This window comes from Dietzia sp. CW19 (assembly GCF_014145265.1).
Classification (GTDB): domain Bacteria; phylum Actinomycetota; class Actinomycetes; order Mycobacteriales; family Mycobacteriaceae; genus Dietzia; species Dietzia natronolimnaea.
Window position 1 is genome coordinate 1 of record NZ_JAALEE010000164.1, and the last position, 4174, is coordinate 4174.

The window sequence follows — 4174 nt, forward strand, 5'->3', positions numbered from 1 at the left end:
GATCGGCGCCGCGGGCCTGGTGCGCCGCGACGCCGACGTCCACATCGGGCGCGCCGCGGCCGAGCGCGGACTGCCGTACATCCTGTCCTCCCAGGGCTCGTCGCCGATGGAGGCCACTGCCGCGGCGATGAAGGACGGGCCGCGCTGGTTCCAGCTGTACTGGAGCAGGGACGAGCAGCTTGTCGACAGCTTCATCTCCCGGGCGGAGGCCGCGGGCGCCGGGGCGCTGGTCGTCACCCTCGACACCACGACGCTCGGCTGGCGGCCGTGGGATCTCGACCTGGGATCGCTCCCGTTCACGAGGGGGGTCGGGATCGCCCAGTACACCTCCGACCCCCGCTTCGCCGAGATGGTGGCCGACCGGGTCGCGCGTGAGACCGCCGCCGGCGCCGGCACGGACCCCGACGCGGTCAAGGTCACGCCGAAGGCCGTCGTGACGCTGCTCGAGATGGCCCGGAACCACCCGGGCGGGCTGCGCAGGAACCTCACCGCCCCCGAGACCCGCGCCGCCGTCCAGACCTTCCTCGACACGTTCTCCAACCCGGCGCTGAACTGGGACCACATCGCCACGCTGCGGGACCGGACCCGGCTACCGGTCGTCCTCAAGGGAGTCCTGCACCCGGAGGACGCCCGGCGGGCCTTTGACATGGGCGTCGACGCGGTCATGGTCTCCAACCACGGAGGCCGGCAGGTGGACGGGTCCATCGGCACGCTGGACGCCCTCGTCCGCATCCGCGAGGCCGTCGGCCCCGAGCCGACCCTGCTGCTGGACTCCGGCATCCGCAACGGCACGGACGTGGTCAAGGCCATGGCGTGTGGCGCGGACGCCGTGACGATCGGTCGGCCGCACATCTACGGTCTGGCCATCGCCGGGCAGCGGGGGTGGGCGAGGTGCTCGACAACCTGCTCGCCGAGATCGACCTCACGCTGTCCCTGTGCGGCGCGAGCTCGTGGGACGAGGTGGACGCCTCGCTGCTGGCCTGAGGCGCCCGCAGCTTTTCTTGTTCTCCCGCCGCTGTTCCCGGCCATCCGCCGCTGCTCCCGGCCACCCGCCGCTGCTCCCGGCCATCCGCCGCCTCGCGGTACGCCTGACGGAAGAGACCCCCTGTCTCCGCGATACTGCTCGCAGGCGTCGGCACCCTGCCCGCCCCCAGACCGACCGCGAGGACCTCGATGCGTGACCCCGAACTGTCCGTCCTGCTCACCGTCTACCACGCGATCGCGCCCTCGCAGCTCCGCGATGCCCTGGACAGTGTGCACGCGCAGACGGTTCAGCCCGCTGAGGTGATCGTGGTGGAGGACGGTCCCCTGTCGCCCGCGCTGCGTGAGGTCCTGGACTCCACCCCGGACCTGCGGCGGTTCGCGCTACCCCAGAACCTCGGCGCCGCCGCGGCGTCCCAACGCGGGTTCGACGAGGTCCGGACCAGCTGGGTCGCCCGCCAGGACGCCGACGACATCTCCCTGCCCGAGCGGTTCGAGCGGCAACTCGACGCCGCCCGCACGCTCGGGGTGGACGTCCTGGGTTCGGCGATGCTCGAGTTCGACACCGACCCGGAGCACCCGAAGGCCATGCGCGCCCTGCCCACCGAGCACGAGGACATCGCCCGCTACGCGCGCATCAACAACCCGGTCAACAACCCGTCCCTGCTGGCCCGCACCGACGCCATCCGCGCCGTCGGCGGGTACCGCCACGTGCCCTACCAGGAGGACTACGACCTGATGATCCGCCTGATCGGCGCGGGCTACCGCCTGCACAACCTGCCCGAACCGCTGGTGAAGTTCCGCGTCACTGATGCGCAGTTCTCCCGTCGCAAGAGCCGCCAGCTCACGGCCTCCGAGCGCACCATTCAACGCACCCTCCTCGACGCGGGCATGATCTCCCGTCCCCGCGCCGTGGCCAACTACCTCGCCCGCAACGCCTACCGGCGCCTGCCCGCCCCCGCCATGAACGCGGCCTACCGACGGATCTTCCACAGCTGACCGACCCCCCTCCTGACACGGGTGTGCCCCCTCACCGGATTCGGCGAGGGGGCACACCCGTAGTGCCGTCGAGCACGCTCAGATGATCGGCACGCCGTCCCGCTTGGCCTCGGCGGCCTCCCTGATGAAGGCTCCCACCAGGACGGCCAGGACGCCGGCCACGATCACGGGCCAGATCAGGACATAGATCGTCAGAAGTATCGGTGTCATCTGCGGTTCCTCTCCTAGACGCGGACGACGTCGTCGTCGTCATCGTTCGTGTTCTCGGCCGTGTTCCTGGCGTCGGCGTCGGCGAGCTCCTCCGCCACCGCGTCGGTGTCGTAATCGGCGGTGGCCAGCGCGATCTCGTCGAAGTCGTAGTCCATCGAACTGCGGTACGACATCGCCACGCAGACGATCGTGCTGACCGCGTACGCGACGAGTGAGGCCGTGAGCGTGTCGTAGTCACGCAGGAAGCCGAGGATGAACGGCGCGCTGCCGAGGGCCGCGATCACGGCCACGACGAGCGCCGGCCTGAGTCCGAGGAAGCCGAACACCATCAGGCCCAGGACCACGCCCACACCCACCACGGCGAGCGCCTCGACGGCGTATGCCAGCACGCCGGAGTCCGGGATCAGCCCGAAGCGGGTGGGCAGGAATACCGCCAGAGCGACCAGCACGGAGACGGTGAAGGCCGAGTTGGTGACCTTCTTCCAGTAGAAGCTCGCGATCACCGGGAACACCAACGCGCCCCACAGAGCGCCCACGAACACCAACAGATCGAGGATGTTGAACCTGATGTTGGCGAAGATCAGCGCGGCCGCCGTCGCCAGGATCATGGTGATGCGGCCGACGATGAGCATCACGCGGGGGTTGGGCAGCTTGCCACGGCCGCGCAGACCCTGACCGTAGAGGTCGCTCATCGCGATCGACGACATCGCGGACAGGTCCGAGTCCGCGGTCGAGGAGAGCGAACCGATGATCATGATGAAGAACACCGCGACCAGGAAGCCCGGCAGGTACTCCGCCGCCACCTGGGGAAGCACGTTGTTGGGGTCACCGTCGACGGGGTCGATACCCGCGTAGAGCGCCAGCACACCGACCATGCCGATGCCGATGATCGTCGCGCCGTAACCGATGGTCGCGGTGATGAAGGTCGGCTTGATCAGGTCCTCGCGCACCGCGAACAGCCGCTGCGCGATGGTCTGGTTGCCGATCGCGTAGGCGAGCACAGCCGCGATGTACGGCGCACCCTGGTTGAGGAAAGCGTCCGAGGAGAAGAACGACTGCTGCTGCGGCGTCAGATTGTCAGCCCCGCTGGTGAACAGGTCGATCCCGCCGAGGAAGAAGAACATGGACGGCACGATGATGATCACCGCACCGAGCATCGCCACCACCTGCGCGAAGTCGGTGAGCACCGAGGCGCGGAAGCCCGACCACAGCGTATAGAGCAGGACACCTGAGGCGATCACGATCACGCCCTGGATGAAGCTGAACGGGCTGAGCATGGAGATCAGCGCGCCACCGGCGATGAAGTTCGACGTCAACGAGATGACGGAACCCAGGATGTTGGATCCGGCCAGCATGAACTGGGAGGACCTACCGTGGCGGGCGAACATGACCTCCGCGAGGGTGTGCGCCTGCGGGGCGACCTCGCGGATGCGTTTACCGAAGGGATAGATGAACAGGATCATCAGGGCTCCCCAGAACCCGTAGTGGATCGGCCCTGAAATGCCGTAGAGGTATCCGGAGTTGACCGAGGCGTACATGGAGGACGCCCAGATCCACGTGGCGGTCATCGACGCGGCCGAGATCCCGAACCCGATCTTGTGGCCGGCGGTCATGAAGCTGTCGGCGTTCTCTTTCCTCTTGGCGATCCGTGTGGACATGACCATGGTGCCGCCGTAGAACAACACCAGAAGTAGAACCACGGCCGTTGCGCTCAGCGCTGTAGAGCTCAGCAAATCTGCCCCTCTCCCTCTTCATTTGTCATGTGAACACGCTGAGCCTAGTGAATGCACCGCCTTAACGAAGAATCGACGTGGGGACGGCGTTGTGCGGATGGCCAAGTGCATGGAGCTCTATCCGCGCAGTTCCGGCGCTCGACCAGGCTTTTACTGGAGGAAATCACCAAACGGCACGCAAACGGCATCGCACGCCCTCGCGCGCGGGTCGCGCGCTCGTCCCCACTCCACATCCGCTCGCCCGTCCACCC

At 67.9% G+C, this 4174-nt stretch carries 3 protein-coding genes and 1 pseudogene; 2 read left to right on the top strand and 2 right to left on the bottom strand.

Features of this window, described 5'->3' with window-relative positions; all coding sequences use genetic code 11:
* Nucleotides 1–984 (top strand): annotated as a pseudogene (locus tag G6021_RS05755) (alpha-hydroxy-acid oxidizing protein); the annotation flags it as partial.
* 189 nt (nucleotides 985–1173) lie between these two features.
* A complete protein-coding gene (locus tag G6021_RS05760; RefSeq protein ID WP_179525781.1) occupies nucleotides 1174–1980 on the top strand; it encodes a glycosyltransferase in 807 nt (268 codons plus the stop codon).
* A gap of 78 nt (nucleotides 1981–2058) precedes the next feature.
* On the opposite strand, the gene G6021_RS17140 is transcribed toward G6021_RS05760, so the two are convergent.
* Nucleotides 2059–2190, bottom strand: coding sequence for a putative transporter small subunit (locus tag G6021_RS17140; RefSeq protein ID WP_218873259.1), 132 nt, complete (start codon nucleotides 2188–2190; stop codon nucleotides 2059–2061).
* 14 nt (nucleotides 2191–2204) lie between these two features.
* Nucleotides 2205–3848 carry a sodium:solute symporter family protein gene (locus G6021_RS05765; protein WP_182616200.1) on the bottom strand — a complete coding sequence of 548 codons (1644 nt, stop codon included), beginning with the start codon at nucleotides 3846–3848 and terminating at the stop codon, nucleotides 2205–2207.
* Nucleotides 3849–4174 lie beyond the last annotated feature (326 nt).

Bases quoted from the DNA above. Each gene is read 5' to 3' on its own strand.
- G6021_RS17140 (WP_218873259.1), bottom strand. From the start codon at position 2,190: ATGACACCGATACTTCTGACGATCTATGTCCTGATCTGGCCCGTGATC.
- G6021_RS05760 (WP_179525781.1), top strand. From the start codon at position 1,174: ATGCGTGACCCCGAACTGTCCGTCCTGCTCACCGTCTACCACGCGATC.
- G6021_RS05765 (WP_182616200.1), bottom strand. From the start codon at position 3,848: ATGTCCACACGGATCGCCAAGAGGAAAGAGAACGCCGACAGCTTCATG.